The organism is Pseudomonas sp. P110(2024), from assembly GCF_057480795.1.
Genome location: NZ_JBLIYT010000001.1, coordinates 66,695 through 87,373, shown reverse-complemented (window position 1 = coordinate 87,373; position 20,679 = coordinate 66,695). Strand labels below are relative to the sequence as shown.

Annotated in this window: 20 protein-coding genes and 1 riboswitch; of the genes, 7 read left to right on the top strand and 13 right to left on the bottom strand. The window is 60.9% G+C overall.

Translation table 11 applies throughout. The annotated features are described in order from the left end of the window. Positions 1 to 35: 35 nt before the first annotated feature. The 10 genes from AC25ND_RS00440 to tssB all read right to left on the bottom strand — a co-directional run bounded on the left by AC25ND_RS00440 (position 36) and on the right by tssB (position 9,444). On the bottom strand, positions 36 to 551 hold the full coding sequence (locus AC25ND_RS00440) for an Hcp family type VI secretion system effector (protein ID WP_102682902.1): 516 nt from the start codon (positions 549 to 551) through the stop codon (positions 36 to 38). 133 nt (positions 552 to 684) lie between these two features. Further along, the gene (icmH, locus tag AC25ND_RS00435; RefSeq protein WP_186595390.1) at positions 685 to 1,539 is read right to left on the bottom strand and encodes a type IVB secretion system protein IcmH/DotU; all 855 of its coding nucleotides are present in this window, start codon (positions 1,537 to 1,539) and stop codon (positions 685 to 687) included. Position 1,540: 1 nt separating this feature from the next. After that, positions 1,541 to 2,878, bottom strand: a complete 1,338-nt coding sequence (gene tssK, locus AC25ND_RS00430; RefSeq protein ID WP_186595388.1) for a type VI secretion system baseplate subunit TssK — start codon at positions 2,876 to 2,878, stop codon at positions 1,541 to 1,543. A 52-nt stretch (positions 2,879 to 2,930) separates the two neighbouring features. Next, entirely contained in the window at positions 2,931 to 3,725 is a 795-nt protein-coding gene (tssJ, locus tag AC25ND_RS00425) for a type VI secretion system lipoprotein TssJ (protein ID WP_186595380.1), read from the bottom strand. Beyond that, positions 3,722 to 4,279 carry an FHA domain-containing protein gene (locus tag AC25ND_RS00420; protein WP_186595378.1) on the bottom strand — a complete coding sequence of 186 codons (558 nt, stop codon included), beginning with the start codon at positions 4,277 to 4,279 and terminating at the stop codon, positions 3,722 to 3,724. The genes tssJ and AC25ND_RS00420 overlap by 4 nt, the downstream gene beginning before the upstream one ends. Next, positions 4,276 to 5,292, bottom strand: coding sequence for a type VI secretion system baseplate subunit TssG (gene tssG / locus AC25ND_RS00415; RefSeq protein WP_186595376.1), 1,017 nt, complete (start codon positions 5,290 to 5,292; stop codon positions 4,276 to 4,278). Before tssG ends, AC25ND_RS00420 begins: the two co-directional genes overlap by 4 nt. Further along, entirely contained in the window at positions 5,256 to 7,022 is a 1,767-nt protein-coding gene (tssF, locus tag AC25ND_RS00410; RefSeq protein WP_186595374.1) for a type VI secretion system baseplate subunit TssF, read from the bottom strand. The genes tssG and tssF overlap by 37 nt, the downstream gene beginning before the upstream one ends. 3 nt (positions 7,023 to 7,025) lie before the next feature. Next, positions 7,026 to 7,436: a type VI secretion system baseplate subunit TssE gene (gene tssE / locus AC25ND_RS00405; protein WP_186595366.1), complete on the bottom strand. Its 411-nt coding sequence runs from the start codon at positions 7,434 to 7,436 to the stop codon at positions 7,026 to 7,028. Then, positions 7,433 to 8,923: a type VI secretion system contractile sheath large subunit gene (gene tssC, locus AC25ND_RS00400; RefSeq protein WP_186595364.1), complete on the bottom strand. Its 1,491-nt coding sequence runs from the start codon at positions 8,921 to 8,923 to the stop codon at positions 7,433 to 7,435. Before tssC ends, tssE begins: the two co-directional genes overlap by 4 nt. Positions 8,924 to 8,940: 17 nt before the next feature. Continuing rightward, the gene (gene tssB / locus AC25ND_RS00395) at positions 8,941 to 9,444 is read right to left on the bottom strand and encodes a type VI secretion system contractile sheath small subunit (protein WP_186595355.1); all 504 of its coding nucleotides are present in this window, start codon (positions 9,442 to 9,444) and stop codon (positions 8,941 to 8,943) included. 366 nt (positions 9,445 to 9,810) lie between these two features. Here tssB and vasI point away from each other — a divergent pair, with 366 nt between their 5' ends. The 4 genes from vasI to AC25ND_RS00375 all read left to right on the top strand — a co-directional run bounded on the left by vasI (position 9,811) and on the right by AC25ND_RS00375 (position 16,746). Then, a complete protein-coding gene (vasI, locus tag AC25ND_RS00390) occupies positions 9,811 to 10,392 on the top strand; it encodes a type VI secretion system-associated protein VasI (protein WP_186595343.1) in 582 nt (193 codons plus the stop codon). Beyond that, positions 10,380 to 11,828 carry a type VI secretion system protein TssA gene (gene tssA / locus AC25ND_RS00385; protein WP_186595341.1) on the top strand — a complete coding sequence of 483 codons (1,449 nt, stop codon included), beginning with the start codon at positions 10,380 to 10,382 and terminating at the stop codon, positions 11,826 to 11,828. Before vasI ends, tssA begins: the two co-directional genes overlap by 13 nt. A gap of 7 nt (positions 11,829 to 11,835) precedes the next feature. Further along, positions 11,836 to 15,453: a type VI secretion system membrane subunit TssM gene (tssM, locus tag AC25ND_RS00380; RefSeq protein WP_186595330.1), complete on the top strand. Its 3,618-nt coding sequence runs from the start codon at positions 11,836 to 11,838 to the stop codon at positions 15,451 to 15,453. 528 nt (positions 15,454 to 15,981) lie between these two features. Beyond that, on the top strand, positions 15,982 to 16,746 hold the full coding sequence (locus AC25ND_RS00375) for an SDR family oxidoreductase (RefSeq protein ID WP_186595319.1): 765 nt from the start codon (positions 15,982 to 15,984) through the stop codon (positions 16,744 to 16,746). A gap of 129 nt (positions 16,747 to 16,875) precedes the next feature. Here the strand turns inward: AC25ND_RS00375 and nhaA are convergent, their stop codons facing one another. Next, positions 16,876 to 18,078: a Na+/H+ antiporter NhaA gene (gene nhaA / locus AC25ND_RS00370; RefSeq protein ID WP_028691409.1), complete on the bottom strand. Its 1,203-nt coding sequence runs from the start codon at positions 18,076 to 18,078 to the stop codon at positions 16,876 to 16,878. A 360-nt stretch (positions 18,079 to 18,438) separates the two neighbouring features. Next, positions 18,439 to 18,500: riboswitch (Fluoride riboswitch) on the top strand. A 73-nt stretch (positions 18,501 to 18,573) separates the two neighbouring features. Between nhaA and crcB the strand changes: the two genes are divergently transcribed. After that, positions 18,574 to 18,951: a fluoride efflux transporter CrcB gene (gene crcB, locus AC25ND_RS00365; protein ID WP_182324369.1), complete on the top strand. Its 378-nt coding sequence runs from the start codon at positions 18,574 to 18,576 to the stop codon at positions 18,949 to 18,951. 52 nt (positions 18,952 to 19,003) lie between these two features. Here crcB and AC25ND_RS00360 read toward each other — a convergent pair whose 3' ends face one another. Together AC25ND_RS00360 and AC25ND_RS00355 are read right to left on the bottom strand one after the other, a co-directional pair. Next, on the bottom strand, positions 19,004 to 19,390 hold the full coding sequence (locus AC25ND_RS00360) for a DoxX-like family protein (protein WP_182324371.1): 387 nt from the start codon (positions 19,388 to 19,390) through the stop codon (positions 19,004 to 19,006). After that, a complete protein-coding gene (locus tag AC25ND_RS00355; RefSeq protein WP_028691410.1) occupies positions 19,387 to 19,839 on the bottom strand; it encodes a thiol-disulfide oxidoreductase DCC family protein in 453 nt (150 codons plus the stop codon). Before AC25ND_RS00355 ends, AC25ND_RS00360 begins: the two co-directional genes overlap by 4 nt. Positions 19,840 to 19,993: 154 nt before the next feature. On the opposite strand from AC25ND_RS00355, the gene AC25ND_RS00350 reads away from it, so the two are divergent. Both AC25ND_RS00350 and AC25ND_RS00345 read left to right on the top strand, forming a co-directional pair. Next, positions 19,994 to 20,182 (top strand): DUF1289 domain-containing protein, encoded by a 189-nt coding sequence (locus AC25ND_RS00350; protein ID WP_028691411.1) that lies wholly within the window; start codon positions 19,994 to 19,996, stop codon positions 20,180 to 20,182. Between the two features lie 88 nt (positions 20,183 to 20,270). Then, positions 20,271 to 20,615, top strand: a complete 345-nt coding sequence (locus AC25ND_RS00345; protein WP_028691412.1) for a hypothetical protein — start codon at positions 20,271 to 20,273, stop codon at positions 20,613 to 20,615. The last annotated feature ends 64 nt before the right edge of the window (positions 20,616 to 20,679 follow it).

Below are 20,679 nucleotides of genomic sequence, written 5' to 3'. Positions count from 1 at the left end.
CGGCAGGGCCTGCCTGCCAGGGATGTTCAGCCGGGTTAGACGACCGGCTTACGCCAGTCGTCGGAGCCTTCGGTGCCAGCGGTGACGTGTGTCCAGGAGATCTTGCGGTATGACATCGAGACCTCGATCAACTGGGTGAAGTCAGCGTTCTCCTTGTTTTGTGCATGAGGCAAGGTGGTGTTGATGTCGACGATGGTGGCGTCCTCCAGCTTGGTGGTAAAGAAATGCTCCTGCTTGCCCTCTACCGAAGTGCGGTACCAGTTGACTTCAACGGTCGGCAGCATTTCGCCGCTGGACAGGGCCTGATACATGAGCGGTGTCGCCTTGTTCAGGGCGCTGGTGAAGATGAAAGGCTTGTGGACCCGTTGGCCTGCAGGTTGGCCGCTTTGCGGGTCGGTGGGTACGGTCACCTGGTGCTTGATCTCTTGCACCAGAATCTCGTCTTCGTGGCCCTCGACAAACACGTTGCCGACCGAATCGGAGGTGAAGGCGCCCGCGGTGATGTTGCCTTGGGTCTGGCCTTCGATCTTGATGTAAGCGGGTGTTGGCATGGCAGTTTCTCCTGCGTCCATGTGGATAAGCACGCGCATGAGCGGCAGCGTGGCCATCGGAATCGATGGGCTTTTTCAACGCAGCAAACGCCGCGTCAATTCGTTGAATACGGTTGTGCCGACTGCCGGCTGTTCATTGCTGCAAGATGCCGTTGAGCGACTGCAGCACCTCGCTGGTGATCAGGTGCAGGCGGTAGCTGTAGATGCCGTAGGCGGTGGCCATGGCGATGGCGGAAATCACCAATGGGCTCCACCAGGGCCACTGCCGATTCATGCGGAAGTTGCGCGGGGCAACGTTGGTGTAGGGGTCAGAGACCGTTGTCGGCGTGGGCCCTCGTAGTTCACGGATGATTCCGTGGAGTTGGTGAATGAGGGTATTCAGCGTTTCTTCGCCTTTGGGCGCGAGGGCGTACTTGCCTTTGAGTCCCAGGCACAGGATGAAGTACATGAACTCCAGCACGTCCTTGTAGCGCTGGGGCTCTTGCATCAGGCGCGAGATAACGGTGAAGATCTTTTCGCCGCCGAACGTTTCGCTGTGGAAAATGCTGAGCAGGGGCTCTTGGCTCCAGTAACTGGTCTGCCCCCAGGGGCGCTCCATCACAGCTTCATCGATGAACAGGCAAAGGCCGTACGAATACGCCAGAAGTTGCGTGGTCTCGTAGCCATGCTGACGCATCTCTTGCTGGATGTTTTCAATCTGGATGCGTACCTGTTGGTGCACTTCCTCGATGTTGGGCAGCGCATCGAGCGTGCGTAGACGCATGACCAGTCCAAGCAGTGGTGTGGCTGCGTCCAGCATCAGGTTGTCGTAGCCGCCCCGTAGCTGAAAGTCGGGATCGGCGGGGTAGCCTTTGTCAACAGGGGCGGGCTTTGGTGTGGTTGCCTCGCAGGCCTCGGCGCCAGTGGGTAAAGCCTTTCCAAGCTTCGATGGCAACTGCTCAGTTTGAGCTGATGCGGTTTCATTGCGTGTGAGGTGGTTCTCTTGCATCTCACTCACTCCTGATCGCCCAGAACTGCAACTCAAGCCCAGGGAACTCCCCCGCGATATGAATCCCGAAACCGTTGGCCGTCTTCATGCAGACCCAGGCCGGGTCGCGGCGGTCGAGCTCGAAGTAGCTGAACCCTGCATGGAAGGGCAGGTCGCGAGGGGCAACAGGCAGCGGATTTAGCGCAATGCCGGGCAACTGCTTGTGCACCAGGTCATTCAAGGTGTCCAGGGATGTGACCTTGGCTTTCTGCAGGAACAGCCGGCGCAATGTTGGCGGCGGCAGGTCCGCGCGCACGGCAAGAATGAAGTCCGCGTCATCGATCAGGCGGCGGTCTTCGAGCGTTGTCGTCATCACGCCGTAATCCAGCGCGTCCAGCGGCAGCGAGATGGCCCGCGGTTGCAGGACCGTACCCAGGGCGCGGCGTAAGGTGTCCTGCAGTGGCTTGAATGACGTGCGCAGAGCCGTGTGCTGATAGGCGGGGAATTCTGGAGGCAGCCGGCTTTCGTCGGTGAAGGTCACGAACTCGCCACAGGCCTGGCTCATATGCAGGTACAACTGCTCGGGGTGTGTCTGCCCCTGCCTGGCCAAGTGCTGGAAGCACGGCCACCAGCGGTTCATGGCCTGCAGCAGGTTGAAGTCGCGGATGTCGGCAATACCGGACTGGCCCGATGCGCCTATCCGGCTAGCTAGGTTGCGCGAGCGCTCGCGCAGGGTATTGGTGATCTCCTCGAGGTAACGGTGGAGTGCCGGCACCGCCCGTACCGAGACGCTGGTCGGGTAGAACCCTTCATCAAGTTGCAGGCTGCCATCGGGCCGGCGCTCCAGAATGCGCGCCATGGCAAGGCGGGTGTAAGCGCTGCTGTCATCGGCCTTGCGTTTGAGCTGAAGGTTGGGCACTGCCAGATCGACCTGCGCCAAGTCGCCGTCGGCGCTATGGGTGTCCTTGATTTCCTGAGCCTGTGCGCTGTAGCGGAAGTTGGCGGCATTGTCGGGCCAGCTCACCTCTCGGCCACCCTCGGTGCGCAGTGGCAGGCAGAGATAGATCTCGCTGTCTTTCGCGCCGTTGTCCTCGATTTCCAGCGGCGGCGGCGGTGGCAGATCTGCCGGGATATCGAACACGGTGCCGTCCGGCATGATGCCGCGTGCGCGGGTGATGGCGATCTTGCCCAGGCTCAAATATTCGTCGTTCAGTTGCAGTTCGCTGAATCCATAGAAAGCTGCGTTCAGGCTGCCAAGGCGTTGATGCAGGGCCGCTTCAGCGGCACGGCCAGCCTGCTGGAAATGCTGCGGTTTGACGAACAGACCTTCAGGCCACAGGACGGGATTACGTGAACTCATGAGCGCTCCATGTCAGCGTGAGTAAGTGAGAAGGGCAGGGTTGCAGGCGCCATCAGTCCTCCTCCTTGAGCAGGATCTGCGTGTCGTTGAGCAAGACCGACAAGATCATGTGTTGGCCGCGCGGTGGAATGCGCAGTACCTGGCTCCAGGTCGCGTTTTCCTGGTGGCGGTAGTCGGCGATCACCGCGATGAACCGGGTCTCGGCCTCGATAGCGGCAAACGGAATGAACTTGAATTGCCCGGGGCGTAGCAGATAGTCGTCATCACGAATGTAGGTGCTGCGCAGCACCTTGGCGGGATCCTTGTCCAACAGCTCATAAATGCTGTTGCGCAGCAGCGAGTCGTCGCGCAGTTGCAGGATCTTGATGGCCATTGGGGTGGCGGCCGGCTCGGAGGCCACTGTGGTTGTACGCGGTAAGGTCAGCACCACATTCGAGTCTTCGTAGTGGCCCGGCGTACTTTCCTCCAAGGGAGAACGAGCCGGCTCATCGGCCTCGTCCTCTGGCAGTTCGACGGGCGAGAAGGCCGGGAATTGCTCGTTAAGAAACTCGAGCAGGGTCTCGACTTTCTCGGTCAGGGCATAGGGGTCGCCCGCGCTCAAGCTGACCGCGTAGGGGCTGTATTCCAGGCTGCTTTCTTGCTCAGTCGCTGCTTGCAGGCTGTTGGGGTTGCTGTTGAGCGTGGGGCTCGCGTTGATGCTGAACGCGATTTCGGTGGGCTGATCCTTGGTCGCGCCGACGGGTATCGAGGGGTCCATCGCCACTTGGCCCATCTTGCTCAGGGCGGTGCAGCCCGAGGACCCGATCAGTGTTGCCAGAAGGCCGGCCATGAGTGAATGGCGCGTCATGAGCGTTCTCCTGAGATCAGTCGATCCAGCGGGTTCTCTTGCACTGGCCGCGTCACTGCTTCCAGGGCCGCCAAGGGATCGTTGCCCATGCCCGGATCGAAGGCCGAGCAGATCTCAGCGACGACTGGGGCAGCCGTGGGCTTGTGCAGCCAACGCTGCGCGGGTGCATCCATGATGAGTCGCTCGAGCACCCGCAAGTCAGTGTTGAACAGCTCTTCCAGCGAACGGGCATCAGCTTGTGAAAGCTGAACCAACAGTCGATAAGCGCCAACACGTAGCCGGTCACCCTCGAGCAAACGCCTGGCCGATAGCGGCCCCAGGCTATCGAGGTTGTCGTTCAGGTAGGTGCGCTCGCAGCGGTCGATCACGCAGAAGCCGCCTTCGATCCAGCGGATCTCGCAATGGATCGGCGCCACGCCCTGCTCACGATCATTGATCAGCCACGTGGTTCCCGCGCTGCCGACGGTGCCACCTGCACGATCGAATTCGTGCCGGGCGGTGACGTTGTGCTGCAACTGGTCGAGGTTGGTGATGCTCAAGATCAACGTGCTCATGAGCGCCCCCGGAACCGCACGACGGGGCTGATCTGGCCGCGGCGGTCATCGACGAAGCTGGTCCAGCCCAACTGGGCGCCACGGCTGGGGTGCAGGCAGAAGGGCGACAGCGCGTGCTGCTTCAGCCGCAGCTCCAGGTCGTAGGCCAAGCCGTCGCGCAACAGGAAGTCGATCAGAGCACGCAAGCGGTTGAAGTTGATGCCGCTGGGCAGCAGGTAACGCAGCTGTGCCTGGTCGAGCTCGCTGATCACGATGGTGAACTTGCTGCTGCGAGTTCGCGTGCGGCTGCCGACCATGAAGGAATTGCCCAGCTCACCATTGTTGCGGCCAAGGCTTACCTGTTGCTGGATTGTCGTAGGTACCAAGCGGGTTTCGAACTCGCGAATCTGCACCTGCTTCAGGTCGAAGCAGTGCGCGATGATGCCGGCGACGGTACCCGGTGCGCGGCTGCGGCTGGCGATGACGCCGGCGAAGCTGAGCAGCCGGCTCCAGGGCAACGCCGTGTCGCCGCGTAGCTGTTTGTCATTCAACCCGAGCAGGGCAAAGATGTATTGGGAGAATCCATCGCTGGCACCCGGCTGGAAACGAATGTAGTAGCGGTACTTGCGCCAGATGCGGTGTAGCAGGCTGAGCAGGTAGTGATTGAAGAAGTCGAAGAACGCCGGACGCACGCCGATCCCCTGTGCATGCTCGTATGCCACCTGCTCCAGGTAATAGGAGGGCAAAGGCGAATCAGTGCCGTGCAGGCCCATGAACGTGGTGCACACGCGATAGCGATCTTGTGCTTCGGGCATGCGTTCGGCCTTGCAGATATCCGAAACGGGGAAGCTCAGGCGTGGGTCGCTGCCAAGCCGCACGCGCAGGCGGGCTTCTTTGCTGGGCCAACGGGGTTCAAGATCGTCTCCGTGAAGCCCGTGGAGGCGCTCGAGCAACTGGTAGAAGTTGTACCGGTGCGCGCCCGCGAGCAACTTGTCGGCTAGATCAGCGGTTGCTTGCCGGTCTGGATGGGCCATGTGTAATGCTCGTTGTTGGTGATGTTGATCACTTCCAGCTGATGGAAGGAATTGATGCTGGAGTACAAGGCGAAGAAGTGCGCGAGCACACAGCCGAACAGGTACAGGTCGCCTTCGCAGAGGAATGCAGCCTGGTCGAGCTTCAGTTGCGTGCGCAGGCCGCGAATGGGCTGCCCCTTGATCAGCCAATCCAGAGGCGCCGTTTGGATATCCCGGATGCCGTCGAGGCGTTTGCGGGTGGTGCGTGTCTGCTGGATGTCGTGCAATGCCGCGAAGTCATAAGCGCGAATAACCGCCTTCAATGGCTCGGCTGAGAGCAGCGACAAGTAGTTGAGCGACATGTTGGATATCAAGGACCATTGCAACTGGCCGTCCAGCACCGGCCGAAAGGGACGGGTCGGTGCACAGATATTGGTGTAGGTGGTCAGTGGCGGGGTGACTTCGCTGAGCACATTGATGTCATCGATGCCCAGAGCCAGGGGTAGATCGCGGTTGGTGCAGGTCAGGTCGATGGACGCCGTTTCCAGCTCACCGATATAGGTATTGGCGTCGGCACGCACGAAGGCGATGCGATGCGTGACGCCATCACCTCGCAGTGAGTCTTCGAGGGTGTAGCGGTAATACAGCGCCGTGCGCCCTTGAACATGCTCGATCTCATGGGCGAACGATTCGAAGGGGCGGAAGGTTCGCAGGTGTTTACCAGTACTTCCGTCGTTTGTCGTACGGGTGCTGATCACCTGATCGACACTGAAGATTTCGTAGGCGTGGCGCTCGGCACCTTTGGGTGTGAGTTCGACCTGGGCGGCCTCGTTGGAGAGGTCAATGGGGTCGGCGCTGTGCTTGAACAGGTTTACCGCAGGGGCGCAGAACAGGTTGAAATCCGCTTTGCCAATGCGCAGCGAGTCTGGTAGCTGACGGGTGAAGTGGAATTCCAGACCCACTTGCTGAGTCGTCTGACCAGGCCAGATCTTCTCCAGGCCTGTCAGGGCGAAGAAGTGAAAGCGCTCAGGAAAAATGAAGTATTCCTGCAGGATCCGGTAACCGTCGAAGACGTTCTGCGGATAAGGCAACAACGCGTCGTCCGGGCTGAAGCCTGGGAAGACGATGCTGCTGGCCGGCAGCCGGCGAGCCTGACCATTGATGGTCACGCTGACATGGCTGAGATAGTGAGCGATCCATAGGTACAGTGTGCGCGCTGTTCGGGTGGTACCGCTCAGGTGAAAGTCGAGGCTGGTGCATTCGAGCGTATTCAATGGGCGCTCGACCAACGTGTGTAGGTCGATGCGAACCACTGAACTGTCGAGCGTTTGGGTTGAGCCCACCGCGTCGATCTCGAACGGATGAATGTCCACGGCGGTACAGGTGCGGAACTCACAGGGAATTCCGTCGACAGGCTTGGAGAACAGGCGTGCCCCCCTTGGCACGCGTTGCGACTGGCTGAGCGCCTGTTTGCACGGTGTGAACTGGATGATCGTGGCGCTCGGCAGCGGGCGAAGGTAGTTGGGCCACAGCAGTTGCAACATGGGGTGCGTCAGCTCTGGGAGGTCGTCCTCCAACTTGAGGCGCAGCTTGGCCGTCAGGAAGGCGAAGGCTTCCATCAAGCGCTCCACATCGGGGTCGCTACCCCTCTTGCCCAGCAGCCGGGCAAGTTGTGGATTGTCCTGGGCGAAGTCGTCCCCAAGTTCATGGAGGTAGCGCAACTCTTCGCTGAATCGATCTTTGAGCGACATCGATTACCTCACTCGGGTATGGCGGTTATGGCCGTTGACCAGCAACTCCAGTTGCAACTGCTCCGTGTGGTTATTCACCTGCACTTGGCAGTCCAGCCTGAAATGCAGCTCCTGAGGGGCGTGACAAGCGGGCACGGCCTTGAGTGAACGTACCTGCACGCGAGGCTCGAAACGCTGGATGGTGCGGCGTATGTCGGCGCTCACTAGTTTCAGGAGGTCGCCACTGCTCACGTCATGCCCGTTGAAATCGCGCAGGCCCAGCTCAGGGCTGCTCTGTGAGCAACCCTGGCGAGCGTTGAGCAGCGTTTCCAAGTGGCGCTTGATGGCGGCGAACTTGTGGGACGCGTTCTCTTGCCTGGACGGCGCCCAGATCACGGACTGATCGGCAACCAAGCGGTCGAAAAATCCGCTCATTGGGTGTCGAGCCGGCCTACCAGGGAGATCTCGAAGTTCGCGCCCATGTATTTGAAGTGCGGGCGTACTGCGAGCGAAACCTGATACCAACCCGGATCGCCGGCAACGTCTGAAACCTCGACCTTCGCGGCACGTAGGGGACGGCGGCTGCGCACGTCGGCCGAGGGGTTTTCCTGGTCGGCGACGTACTGCTTGATCCATTTGTTCAGCTCGGACTCAAGGTCGCGGCGCTCCTTCCAGCTGCCGATCTGCTCGCGTTGCAGCACCTTGATGTAATGGGCCAGCCGGTTGACGATGAACAGGTAAGGCAACTGTGTGCCCAGCTTGTAGTTGGTTTGAGCCTGCAAGCCTTCCGGGGTCTTGGGGAAGTTCTTCGGTTTCTGTACCGAATTGGCCGAGAAGAACGCGGCGTTGTCGCTGTCCTTGCGCATGGTCAGCGCAATGAAGCCTTCTTCGGCCAGCTCGAATTCCTTGCGGTCGGAAATCAGCACCTCGGTTGGGATCTTCGCTTGCAACTGCCCAAGCGCCTCGTAGAGATGCACTGGCAGATCCTCCACGGCGCCACCGGACTGCGGGCCGATGATGTTCGGGCACCAGCGGTAGCGGGCAAAGCTGTCGTTGATGCAGCTGGCCAGCAGGAAGGCGGAATTGCCCCACAGGTAATTGTCGTGTCGCCCGTCGATACTTTCTTCGTAGTTGAAGCTTTTGATCGGCTGTTCCTGGGGGTGGTAGGCCGAGCGAAGCATGAAGCGTGGCCCGGTCAGCGCTGTGTGGCGGGCATCTTCGCTTTCGCGGAAGGCGCGCCATTTGGCATGTCGCGGCCCTGCGAAAATGTCTTTGATTTCCTTCAGGTTTGGCAGCTCTTCAAAGCTGCTCAGATTGAAGAAATCGGGGGCGGGGGCGGCCAGGAACGGGGCATGCGACATGGCACCGACAGAGGCCATGTAGCTCAGTAACTTTATGTCTGGCGAAGAGGGGCCGAAGTTGTAGTTTCCCAGCATGGCCGCCACCGGCTCACCACCGAACTGCCCATAGCCTGCGGTGTAAACGTGTTTGTACATACCGCTGCAGGTGATATCGGCGGCATTGTCGAAATCGTCGAGCAAGTCTTCTTTGCTGACATGCAGGATTTCAAGCTTGATGTTCTCGCGGAAGTCCGTGCGGTCCACCAGAAGTTTGAGGCTGCGCCACGATGATTCGAGCGCCTGGAATTCCGGCTGATGAAGAATGGCATCCATTTGCTTGCTGAGCACTCGATCCAGTTCTGCAATCATCTGGTCGACGCGATGTTTATTGATTAGTTGATCTGGATCACCAGTTTTGAGTATTTCTGCAATAAAAGCCGATACGCCTTGACGAGCGACTTGATAGCCCTCTTGAGTGGGCACTAGTTGTGTTTGCGCCATGATCTGATCGAGCAGAGTGGCATGGCTCAATGTCTCGCCAGATAGTTCAGCGGCGAGGGAGGTGCTGGTTGGCTTTGGCATGGGGACGCTCCGTTGTCTCAGTCTTCTTTTGGCGCCTCAAGCACCAGGTCCAATTCTTCGGCGAGTTGTTTGCGGGCCTGCTCGTTGTTCAACAGGTGATGCAATTGCTTGCGGAAAGCGGGCACGTTGCCCAGCGGGCCTTTCAGTGCCACCAGCGCCTCACGCAGCTCCAGAAGCTTGCTGAGCTCTGGTACTTGGCGGGCGATGCCGTCTGGCCCGAAGTCATTGATCGATCTGAACTGCAGATTGACCGCCAGCTCCGCGTCGATGGCCGTGCTGAGCATGGACGGTACCGACATGGCCAAGCTGACATCGGCGTCGTTCAACACGTTGTTGAAGGTGTGTTTATCGATGCGCATGACCGATCGGTCTTCCAGCGCACGGGTGTCATCCAGGCCGAAGTCGCCCATTACCAACATCTTGTGCGGCAGCTCTACTTCGGCCTGTTCATCGCCGGTGGCGGGTACGTATTTGATGTTGATGCGTTCTTTGGGTGCAACCGATCCTGTGGATTTTGCCATCGCAGAATCTCTCCGTGTTCTAGTAAGAGTTGTCCGTATTGAGTTTTTATTTGCAAATTAGTGTGTGGGAAATTTCCTAATTACTTGTTGGAGGTGTAAACAAGGTGCGGGATTGGTTGTGCGTCGCGTAAAAACATTGCGCTTGGTTTTATCATGTCGTCGAGTATGAAAATGTAAAAAAATATTTTTTTGTTTGTTGCTGTCCCGATGGGCTAGGCTCTTGCTGTTTGCGGGAATTTGAGTGCCTGGGAGGGCTGTTTCAGATCCACTGATTTGAATAGGTCATATGCACTATATGAAAGGTATTTACTTGCGATGCTTGGTAATAAAAATTGTGGCGTAAGTCTTTGGCTGGTGCTCGGGTGTATGCCAACACCCGTGTATTCCGATCAGGATTGTTCGCGGATCGTGTCCAACCTTGAGCGTTTGGCGTGTTTTGATGAGGCCGCCGGAACGCCTGCACACTCGGTGCCCATGCAGTGGTCGCCGCCAGAACAGGACTCACCCACGGTGCGCCGGGTGCTGACTCACGAAGCAGGACGCCATCCCGACGACCTAACGTTTCGACTCACGCCTGAAGACGACGGGCTGACGATCTCTGCACCTGCAATCGCTTCGGCCGTGTCGCATCCCTACTTGGTGATCAGTTGTTTGCAGAACATCTCCAGGCTGCAACTGGTCGCCGCGCAACCCATTGATGCTGGTCGGGTGACGGTGCGATTGCAGGGGGAGCAGAGCACCACCGTCGCAACCCCTTGGCAGGTGACGGAGAACGGTCAGGTACTCGATGCGGGCCGGGGCTTGCCCGGAATCGAGCAGATCAAGCAACTTATTGGGGCCCATCGCATTCAGGTCCAAAGCGACAACCCTTCCATTGATGGATTGGTCTTCGATGCCCAAGGCCTGGACCCGCTCATCGACGAGGCGCGCAAAACATGTCGCTGGTAGCAGAGGTCAACGCACAGGAAATTGCCCGGCTGCTCGCACCCATCGATGCGCAGGCACCGGTCGGTCTGTTTGATGTGGAGGACGAAACCTATCAGGCCATTGACCAGGAAATGGTCAAGCTGGGCGGGCTGCAGGCATCCACCATCGACTGGGCCTATATCGAGGAAGCGTCACGACAGTATCTGGCGCAGCAGTGCAAGCACTTGCGTATCGTCGCGCACCTGAGTGCTGCGTGGCTTCGCAGTGGATGTTGGGAGCGATGGGGTTTTACCTTGGCGTTGCTGGCCGGCATGGTCGAGCGCTATTGGGAGGTTGCGCATCCAAAGCCTGGCCCCAAAGGTTTCCTGGGCAAGCGCAAGCTGGTTGGCCTTGTGCTCGATCGCTTGAACGAAGCGCTGCCGCGCCTGGACCGCTACACATTCAGCCCTGCTCATGCGGCCGTAGCTCAAGAGGCATTGCAGCGCCTGCGACAGCAGCAAGCCGTTGCTCAGTTGGATGGAGCCATTCTGAATGCTGTCGACCGACTGCTGCGCAAGCAGGCGGAGCAGGCGAGTGGCGCTGGCGAGCCTGCTGCGGCGAAGTCGTCGGCGGCGGCCAAGTCTGCACCGCTGGCCGAGGTCATTGCCACCCCAATGCCTCGTGTGTCGTTAGGCAACGAGCGTGAATCACGACGGGCCGTGCTGGCCATGGCCGAGATGATCAATCAACAAGACCCCTACGACCCGACGGGCTACCAGTTGCGTCGATTCGGCCTGTGGTCCCATATCCAGGCGGCGCCTCAAATCAAGCAAGGCAATCGCACGGAACTGATGGCGGTGCCGCTGGATATCGCCAGCGACTATGAAGAGGCGATTGCTGGCACCGCGATCGACGCGGTGTTGCTTCAGCGGATCGAAAAGAGCGTGACGGCTTGCCCCTTTTGGGTACGCGGCAGTTTCCTCGCGGCCAGTGCGGCGACACGACTGGCGATGGGGGAGGTAGCTGAGGCAATCCGCGCAGCGACTGCCCGATTCGTCCAGCGCATGCCCGCGCTCCAGCAATTGTGTTTCAGCGACGGCAGGTCGTTCGTGGACGATCAAAGCATGGCTTGGCTCAGAGGCGCAGCTGGGCAAACGCAAGCCGAATCTGCCCACGAGTTCGCAGGCCTGCGCGAAGAGTTGGCCGGTCAGTTGGACGCAGGTGGGGTAGAGCCGGTCTTGCTCAAGTTGCAGGCCATGCAGGCGGACCTTCGTGCTCCGCGTGAGCGCAGCCATACCACCGTCATTGCGGCCGATCTCTTGGCAGCGCGAGGCGTGTCCTGGCTGGCTCAGGACCTGTGCGCCAGCGTCGCACGGACCATGCAGCACACCACGGCCGCCGTTTGGGAGCCAGAGGTGTTTCGACGACTGCAACAGTATGCCTCTGCCCATGTGTTGGCTGATCAGAACAAGGACTAGGCCCCCCGTGAATCAACTATGGAAGCTATTGAAACGTTGGGGTTTGCCCCTGATGACTCGGATCGGCCTGGCCATGCCGCTGCTGCTTGTGCTGGGTACCATGCTGATGCTGGTCGCCATCTGGTGGCTCGGGCCGCAGTGGACGTGGCGTGAACAGCACCCGCTGGCCAGCATGGCGCATCGCAGCTTGGCCAGCCTGGTGCTCGTGCTGGTGCCGCTGTTATGCTGGCTAGTGGTGCTGCGCAGGCGATACGTTCGCCTGCAGGCTGAGCGCAAGCAGGCGGTGGACGCTGAGCTGGACAGCGTATTGCCGCTGGTTCAGGCGCAAGAGAAAGCCTTGGACCAAGGACTTTCGCGATTTCTCGATGGCGCAGGCGGGCGACGTGCGTTGTATCGATTGCCCTGGTACTTGGTGATAGGTGACCAGCATGCTGGCAAGACCAGCTTCATCGATCGCACAGAACAAAGCTTTTCCCTGACCCGCATCGACAAGGCACAGGCTCGGGGCAGGCAGGCCCAAACGCTAGCCTTTCCGATAGGTTGGTGGGTCAGCAATGATGCGGTGATCATCGATCCGCCAGGGGCGTTCATCCGGCAGGAGTCGCTGGCAGGCTCGCCCGTCGACGAATCAGCCACACAGCAAGTGCCACCTGCAACCTCGGCCAGGCTGTGGCAGCACCTGCTGGACTGGTTGTTGCGCAGCCGCAGCCAGAGAGCCCTCAATGGCATATTGCTGGTAGTCGACTTACCCGCGCTATTGCATGGCACACCCGAGCAGCGCATTGCCTTGGCGCATGTGTTGCGCGCCCGTCTGTACGAGGTCAGTAGTCAATTGGGTTCGCGGCTGCCGCTGTATGTGGTGCTGACCAAGTTCGACCTGTTGGACGGGTTCGACCAGTTCTATGCCGGGCTTTCCGTCCCCATGCGGGAAAAAATGCTCGGTTTCACGTTCAAGCTGGATGCGATCGGTACGTTCGACGCTTGGCTGGAGGAGTATGGCGATCACTACGAACAGTTGATCAGCCAGCTGTTCGAGCAGGTGGTGGATCGGCTCGATGCGCTGGACAGTGCTGCGCAGCGCGCGCGCCTGTTCTCATTGCATGCCCAATTGATCGGCTTGCGCCCAATACTGCTGGAATTCCTGAAAGAAGCGCTGGCCAGTGATCGCTACACCACGCCAGCCTTGGTACGCGGGGTGTACTGGTCCTCGGTCATCCAGCAAGGTGACATGATTAATGCGTTCGTGCGCGAGGCCGCGCAACCCTACAAGACGAAGCTCCCTCTGCTCGAGGGTAAGGCGCAAACCAAGGCGCTGCCGTACTTCATCCAGCATGCGTTCGGGCGCGTCATCTATAAGGAAGCCGGACTTGCTGGGGATAACATCAAGGTGGCACGCAGCAAGCGCCAACTCCTATGGGTGGGCTCAGGGGTAGGCATGCTGGCTTTTTGTGTCGCCATCGCCGGCTGGCAGCGCTTTTTCGACATCAATGGCGACAAAGCCGCCAACGTGCTTGCCAAAAGCAGGGAGTACAGCCATCACGAGGTGGACCAACGTCTAGATCCTACCGGACGCAACCTGCTGGAGCCGCTGGACCAGATTCGCGATGCGGTATCGGTTTTTGGCGACTACCGCGCTGCATGGCCGGGTGTTTCCGATTTTGGCCTGTATCAGGGGCGCGCTATAGGCCCGCGTGTCGATGAGGCATATCTCAGCTTGCTCTCCAAGCGGTTTCTGCCGGCCTTGGCCAGTGGTGTGATCGATGCCATGGATGCGGCGCCGCCAGGCAGTGAGCAGCAAATGGCTGCCCTCAGGGTTTACCGCATGCTGGAAGACCGTCAGAACCGCCGCACCGAATGGGTCGAAGAGTGGATGGCCCGACAATGGCAGCAGAAATTCCCTGGCCAGGGGCAACTGCAGCGTGACCTCATGCGTCACCTTAAGTACGCCTTGGCCTACGCCGATACCGACCTGCCGCAGTACAACCAACGTGTCGCGGTGGCGCAGGCAGCGCTGCGCAAGGTGCCGCTACCCGAGCGGGTTTACGCCGGCCTGAAACAACAGGCTGGGGAGCAGTTGCACACCGGGCTGGACTTGCGTCATCAGGTTGGGCCTGCCTTCGACGTGGTGTATCAGCCATCCATGGGCGCCAGGATGGGTAATGATGTGCTGTTAGCGCCGATGCTCACTGCCAAAGGTTTCAAGGAGTACTTCGAGCCACGCAGTCAGAGCTTCGCCGATTTGGCGATGATTGACCAATGGGCGCTGGGCGAGCGTAGCCAGCTCGATTATTCGGACGCCGACAGGGAGGCGCTGAGCGAACGGCTGCGCAACTTGTACAGCGCCGATTACATTGACAGTTGGCGCCGTGCCCTCAACGCTTTCAGCGTGGCTGATTTCCGTGACCTGGACCATGCTGTCGCGATCCTGCAGCAGTTGACGGGGCCTGCGGCGCCGCTGCATCGATTGCTCGATACGGTAAGGGACAACACGTCGCTCTCATCGACTGGTGTTGTTGAGGTGGCAGATGAAGCCAAGACCGTGCCACCGACAAGTAGTAAGCCTGGGCATCAGCAGGCGTGGACTATTCAAAGGGCCTTTGCCGGGCTGAGCGCGATGCTGCAGGCAACGGCAGAGAAGCCTAGCTACTACGATGAAACCCTGGCTGCTATCGCAGACGTGCACGACTACGCCAAGGCGGTGCAGGACAGCCCGGACCGAGGCAAGGCTGCTCTGCAGGCCGTGCATCAGCGTTTCTCGATGATCGGGCATGACCCCATCGGCACCTTGCAACGGGTATCCACCGGCTTGCCTGAGCCGATCAACCACCAGGTCCGAAAGGTGGCTGATCAAACGGCGCAGGTATTGAACGTTGAAGCCCTGCGCGAGTTGGAACGGCGCTGGGACGCCGAGGTGTACAGCTTCTTCCAGCAGCGCCTGGCAGGTCGATACCCCTTCGTGGCCAGGGCGCCCGACGCGTCCCTGGATGACTTCGAGGCGTTCTTCGGGCCGAAGGGCCGGCTGAAGCAGTTCAATGAGCAGTATCTGAAGGTGTTCCTGAAGGACAACCTCGAAGCCCTGCAAACCGGCCAGCAGGGGCAGTCCCTGATCCGCAGCGATGTGATCGAGCAGTTGGAACTGGCAGACCGCATTCGCGAAACGTTCTTCGATCAACGCGGCAACTTGAGTGTGCAGTTCAGTATCGAGCCGTTAGGGCTGAGTGCGAACCAGCGCACCAGCCTGCTGGATCTGGACGGTCAGTTGATTTCCTACACCCATGGCACGAGCCAGATCACCGGCATTATCTGGCCCAATACGCTTGGGCAACATGTGCGTAGCAACCTGACACTGCTCAGGCAGAACGGCAACAGCAGCAGCCTGGAGTACCGAGGGCCATGGTCCATGTTTCGCCTGCTCAGTCGCGGTTCGCTCAATGGGCGGACGGCGACCAGCGTGGATCTGAGTTTCAGGACTGGTGATGGTGTGATGCGCTACCGACTCAGCGCAGAGAAGGCCTTCAACCCAATTACTCAACAACCGTTCAAAGGCTTCCGCTTGCCGCGCGGGTTGCTGCAACAGACATCCAGTGTGGCTCTGGTCGGACAGACGATCGCACCTGTCATGTAAGGAGTGGGCGATACAAAAGGAAGGGCGAGTTCAAGCTTTGCATTACTGCACCCAGGCCATCGAACAACTTGAGGCTGGGATGCGCACCGTGCGCAATCCGATCGTCGCAGGAGGAGAAGTGATGGAAGAAGAGGTGACCCCGCTATCCGAACAAGCATTGTTCGTGAGCCATGCTAAGTGCCTTCTTACAAAGAAGCTCTTCGAAGAGATTCGCGCGGCAGTTCGTAGCGAAGTGTCGGTAGCGGTGCCACCGATATCTGGGCATGGGTTCGATGACTGCATGCAAGCTTGCGCAGGCGCCAGATGGTGGCCCTACCAGGGGGGCACAGCGCTCGTGTTCGCCGTGTCCCATCTTCACCTGAAGCAATCAGTTTGCCTCGCCCTTGACCAGTGCTCCCGCTGACTCGTCGAATCCTCATCTTGCTGTCGGCTGACCACAGTCCGCAAGAAACGGAGAGCATCCCCCTTGTACCGCACCCGATAGTACCCGCGCACCCTGCAAATCATCTTCAGGACGAGGTACTCATCATGCAACTGGCCGGCAAAGTGGCAATCATCACCGGCGCCAGCTCCGGTATCGGCCGAGCCGCGGCGACATTGTTCGCCCGCCACGGCGCCAACCTTGTGCTCACGGCCCGGCGCCAGGCCGAACTCGAGCAATTGACGGCGGACATCGCGGCGGCCGGGCAAGGCCGGGCTATCGCCGTGGCTGGCGACATCACCGATGCGGCGTTGGTCAGGGAACTGGTGGACGTGGCGGTGGCGCGCTTCGGTGGCCTGGATATCGCCTTCAACAATGCCGGTACCCTCGGTGAACTGGCCGCCGTCCCCGAGCTGTCCCTGGAGGGCTGGCAACACACCCTGCACACCAACCTCACCAGCGCCTTCCTCTGCGCCCAGGCGCAGATTCCGGCGTTGCTGGCCCGTGGTGGCGGCTCGCTGATTTTCACCTCAACCTTTGTCGGCCACAGCGTGGGCATGCCGGGCATGGCCGCCTATGCGGCGAGCAAGGCCGGCCTGGTCGGCTTGGTCCAGGTCATTGCGGCGGAGCAGGGCTGCCGTGGCATACGCGCCAATGCGCTGCTGCCCGGCGGTACCGATACGCCCATGGGCCGTAGTGCGATGAACAGCCCCGAGGCCCGGGCCCATGTCGAAGGGCTGCATGCCCTCAAGCGTCTGGCCCGGCCGCAGGAGATCGCCGAGGCGGCGTTGTTCCTGGCGTCGGAGGCATCGAGTTTCATGACCGGGGCGGCCATGCTGGTGGATGGCGGGGTGTCGGTGGTGCGGGGGTGAGGTGGGCTGCAGGTTCCGCGTGGCCCTTTAAAATGATCGCGGGGCAAGCCCACGCAAGTCCAGTTACTACACGCAAGTTCAGTTACCAGTAGATTGAACGGGGCTGCCAGGCAGCCCCGAGCGCTTGCATCAATCCGCCGGTTTGGGCGCGAAGCGCAGGATCAGGCAGGCGATCACCGCCGACAGCAGCGAGCCCAGCAGGATGCCGATCTTGGCTGCGTCGATCTTATCGGCCTGGCCGGGGAAGGCCAGCTCGCCGATGAACAGGCTCATGGTGAAGCCGATGCCGCACAGCATCGCCACGCCGTAGATCTGCAGCCAGCTGGCGCCATGGGGCTTGCTGGCCAGGCCGGTCTTGACCGCCAGCAGCACGCCGCCGAACACGCCGAGCTGCTTGCCCAGCAGCAGGCCCAGGGCGATGGCCAGTGGCAATGGAGCGAAGATGTCGCTCAGGCCCAGATTGCCGAACGACACGCCGGCGTTGGCGAAGCCGAAGGCTGGCACGATGAGGAAGCCGACCCAGGGCGCCAGGCCATGCTCCAGCTTGAGCAGCGGGCTGGCTTCGCGGGCCTCGCTGCCGCCGGTGCTGTAGGGGATCAGCAGGGCGCCGACCACGCCGGCGATGGTGGCGTGAACGCCCGACAGCAGGGTCACGTACCACAGTGCGGCCACGCCGATCAGGTAGGGCCACAGGCTGACCACGCGCAGGCGGTTGCAGGCCAGCAGCACCGCGACGATGCCGGCGGCGCCGGCCAGGGCCAGCAGGTTCAGCGACGAGGTGTAGAACACGGCGATGATCGCCACCGCACCCATGTCGTCGATGATCGCCACCGACACCAGCATCACCTTGAGCGACAGCGGCGCATGCCGGCCGAGCAGGGCCAGGGCGCCGACAGCGAAGGCGATGTCGGTGGCGGCCGGGATCGCCCAGCCGTCGGCCAGGCCCGGCTCGCCACGGGACACCGCCAGGTAGATGAGCGCCGGCACGGCCATGCCCATCAGTGCCGGCAGGGCCGGCAGGCGGCGCTGCTCCCAACTGGCCAGGCGACCGTCGACCAGCTCGCGCTTGATCTCCAGGCCCACCAGCAGGAAGAAGATCGCCATCAGGCCATCGTTGATCCACATGTGCACGGTCATTGGGCCGAGCTTGTCGGTCAGCACCGGGCCGACGGGCAGGTGCAGCAGGTGCTGGTAGGCGCTGGCCCAGGGGCTGTTGGCGATGACGATGGCCAGCGCGGCGGTGAACATCAGCAAGACGCCACCGGCCGCCTCTGTGGCCAGCAGGTGCCGCAGCATCGAGCGCGGCTTGAGGGGTGGAAGGGGTGCGGTCATATAACGCTCCTCGTTCATGGCATCACCCTCGCGGTGGCAGTGTCGCGACGGGCAACGGGCACGGCGGGACGCTGGCTCCGGGCAAGACGGGCCACTGCGGCGAAGGGCGAGAAGAAGGATGGAAAATGCGGCGCAGCGACCCACGCCGTGAGGACACGGGGCAGGAAGGGCCATGAGGAATGGAGGCATGCGTGCAACATGGACGGATCTCACGGAAAACAAATGAATGTTCTCCGTATTCGGGAAGGCTCCCGGGCGCACGCAGCACACGCCAGGCGGCCATTCTAGCTGTGCAGTCGAAGGTTTGTGTTGCATTTTTGCATCGAAATGTTGCCAAGCGAAGGTTTCGACCCGTAGCATCGCTCCTCAGGAGATGGCATTCCTCCTTGAACCGCCTCAGCGCTGATGATGCCTGCGCAACCCCATTGGAGGGCGCGTAGGCCTGTGCCTGTCTCTCTCCATGGGGGTCTTTCGGACCTTTCCTGGAGCTAGTCGATGAACCTCTCGTTGATTTCCGTTGTCGTCGGTGGCAGTGCCGGTTGCGTATTGCGCTGGATCCTTGGCCTGCGCCTGAACTCGCTGTTTCCCGGGATGCCGTGGGGCACCTTGCTGGTCAACCTCGTCGGTGGTTTCGTCATCGGCGGCGCGATGGCCTTCTTTTTGCGCTTCCCCAATCTCGATCCGGCCTGGCGGCTGCTGATCACCACGGGCTTTTGCGGCGGGCTGACCACCTTTTCGACGTTCTGCGCCGAAGTGCTGTCGATGCTCATGCACGGCCGCGCTGGCTGGGCGATGGCGACGGTGCTGACCCATGTGCTCGGTTCGCTGTTGATGACCTTCGCCGGTTTTGCCCTGGTGCGTTGGCTGGGGTGAGCGGGCTGTCTCGCGCCCTCGGCAGCCACTGTCCTATGGTGGCTCGGGCTGCTCATGCTTGCTGGCCTGCTGGGGGCTGGCGAGAAAGCCAGGCCACGGCACACAGCGCCATCCCCGCCACATTGAGCGAGACCGGGTTGAAGGCATCCACCAACATTGCCGGTTGCATGACCGCCACATCCACCAGAAGGCCCAGCAGCACCGCGGCTGCGACCAGCAACGGCCAGGCCAGCCGTGGCATCAGCAGCAGGGCGGCAAGCGCCAGCTCGGCCACGCCGGCAACCTGTGACAACCAGGTGGCGTGTGCCAGGCCGTGGGCTTGCAACAGTACTTGCTCACCGGGGCTCAGGACGATCAGCTTGGGCACCAGCCCGTGATAGGCGAAAACAAAGGCCAGGCTGGCGCGGGCCAGCCAGTGGACCTGGTGAAGACGGTTCATGGCTGCTGCCCGAGAAAACGACGTTGATGGTCTGGGCTGGGCATCAGGCATTGCTCATATCGGCCGAACAGCCGATAGCGGTTGAGCGCCACACGATCGTACAACCCGTCCCGCAACCTGCGAGGGCAGAGACGCAGCATGCGCAGCAGTGGCCAGGCGCCGGGCAGTTGGCGTACTACCTCGAAGAATGCCTCGGAGCGCACCCAGTAGTGGTTGTCACGAATGACCGCCATGGTGTCGAACGCCATCACGGGCAGGCCTGCCCAGGCCAGCAATGCCTGGCCTTCGGCTGACTGCACCGTGGCCAGGCGGATACGTTGGTGGCGATCGTGGCGGATAACGAACGTCGCCCAGCCGTTGCACAGCTTGCATACACCATCGAACAGCAGCACGGTTTCCCCTGGCGCGAGCAGAGGGGCGTGAGAGGGGCGCATCAGGGAGGCGGGCATCGCTTGATTCCGTTCAGGCTGGAAGCGGCATTGTAGAGGCTTTGGATGGGAAGTAGCGATTAATCGGCGCGCAGGGAGCCGTGCCCTCGGGACTGGCCGGTTCAAGGGCGATTGTCGAACCGTTATCATGCGCCCCCCGATATTGGAGCGCCCCATGGCCAAGGACATCGACAACCCCTGCGTCTCGCTGTGCCAACTCAATGGCGAATTGTGCGTGAGCTGTGGCCGAACCCGGGATGAGATTCGCAAATGGCGGGGCATGAAGCGCCCGGAGAAGATGGCGACCGTGCAGCGGGCGGCTTCGCGAATGAAGGCTATCGTCAAGAAGAACGCCAAGCGCTAGGGCAAGACGCCGTTGCGGCCTGGCCCGGGCGTCAGGCGCGCTTGCGTGTCCCTGACACCTGCTGATGATCCGAATTCATGGGGAAGCTATGCGCAGACTGTGGCGAAGGTACCTCGCACTGTTGGATGCGGACCTCAGTAACAAGGTCTTCGACAACTTCAAGAACCTGCTGGTGTGCGCGCTGCTGTTCGCCGCGGGCACCGAGGCGATCCATGGCAACCAGCAGATGCTGTTGGGTTTGTGGGTGTCCAGTTTCACCGGCTGGGGGTTGATCCTGGTGTCGGCGTTGCTGTTGCTGTTGAACATCAGCGACACGCTGCATCGTCTGGCGAAGTTGCCATACCACACGGTACTGCAGGTCATCCTGTGCCTGCTCTATCTCATCCTGGCGTCGCGAGTGGTCGAGATTGTCTGGAGTTTCCGGGCGGAGTAAGGACGCTCCTTCAGGAGGCGACCGCGACACCGCCTGGTCGTCCAGGCAGTGTCGTTACGGTACG